Here is a 236-nt window from a genome sequence, read left to right as displayed (position 1 = left end):
GGCTTCCACGGCGCGCTTCCAGCGGCGGGCGCGGAGCAGGCTGTCGAGGATCATCCAGGCGAGACCTATAGCGGAGAGGGCGTAGGCGGGGAGGACGAAGGCGGCGTAGTGGGCGTCGTGCGACATGGCGGCGATCCGATTGCAGGACTTAGTGGTCGGCCCGGGCGAGGGCCAGGTGATTGGCGCGGCGACGCCAGACCTCGGCGCGGATGCGCGTCAGCCAAAGGGCGCCGAAG

Annotated in this window: 1 protein-coding gene; it reads right to left on the bottom strand. The window is 70.8% G+C overall.

Annotated elements, in window-relative coordinates:
• The coding region (gene ccmD / locus ACRHNM_RS18180) for a heme exporter protein CcmD (protein WP_431138026.1) at positions 1 to 126 on the bottom strand (126 nt) is incomplete at its 3' end.
• Positions 127 to 236: the final 110 nt, after the last annotated feature.

Source organism: Psychroserpens mesophilus, from assembly GCF_050617655.1.
Taxonomy (GTDB): domain Bacteria; phylum Bacteroidota; class Bacteroidia; order Flavobacteriales; family Flavobacteriaceae; genus Psychroserpens; species Psychroserpens mesophilus_A.
The sequence above is the reverse complement of the archived record's forward strand: the minus strand, read 5'-3'. Positions and strand labels throughout refer to the sequence as shown.